The sequence below is a fragment of the Vibrio sp. R-1 genome, from assembly GCF_035615595.1.
GTDB classification, from domain to species: Bacteria; Pseudomonadota; Gammaproteobacteria; order Enterobacterales; family Vibrionaceae; genus Vibrio; species Vibrio cholerae.
This window is the reverse complement of record NZ_WPDC01000335.1, coordinates 1-397: the sequence shown is the minus strand read 5'-3', so window position 1 is coordinate 397 and position 397 is coordinate 1. Positions and strand designations below refer to the sequence as shown.

Genomic DNA, 397 nt, shown 5'->3' with positions numbered 1-397 from the left:
TAGGCGGGCGTTATGCGCTAATTGGAAAAATTGACAGGAGTTAACAATGAACCAGCATGAAAAGCTTAATTATGTGGAGTTTGCAGCGAACGACTTAGAGTCAACGAAAGCGTTCTTTTCAAAGACTTTTGGCTGGAGTTTTGTTGACTATGGACCTGAATATACAGCTTTCTCAAATGAAGGCTTAGACGGTGGTTTTTTCAAGGCTGAGCTTTCTAGTCGTACTGAAAATGGTGGCGCACTGTTAATTTTCTACAGTTCAGACATTGAAGCAACTTTAGAAAAAGTCGTGAAAAATGGCGGTCATATCATCCGTCCTATCTTTGAGTTTCCAGGTGGTTGTCGTTTTCATTTTGCAGAGCCAAGTGGTAATGAATTTGCTGTTTGGTCTGAAGCA

Annotated in this window: 1 protein-coding gene; it reads left to right on the top strand. The window is 40.8% G+C overall.

Annotated elements, in window-relative coordinates; all coding sequences use genetic code 11:
- Positions 1-46: 46 nt before the first annotated feature.
- A partial coding sequence (locus tag GOU96_RS18390; RefSeq protein ID WP_324702133.1) for a VOC family protein occupies positions 47-397 on the top strand: 351 nt, incomplete at its 3' end.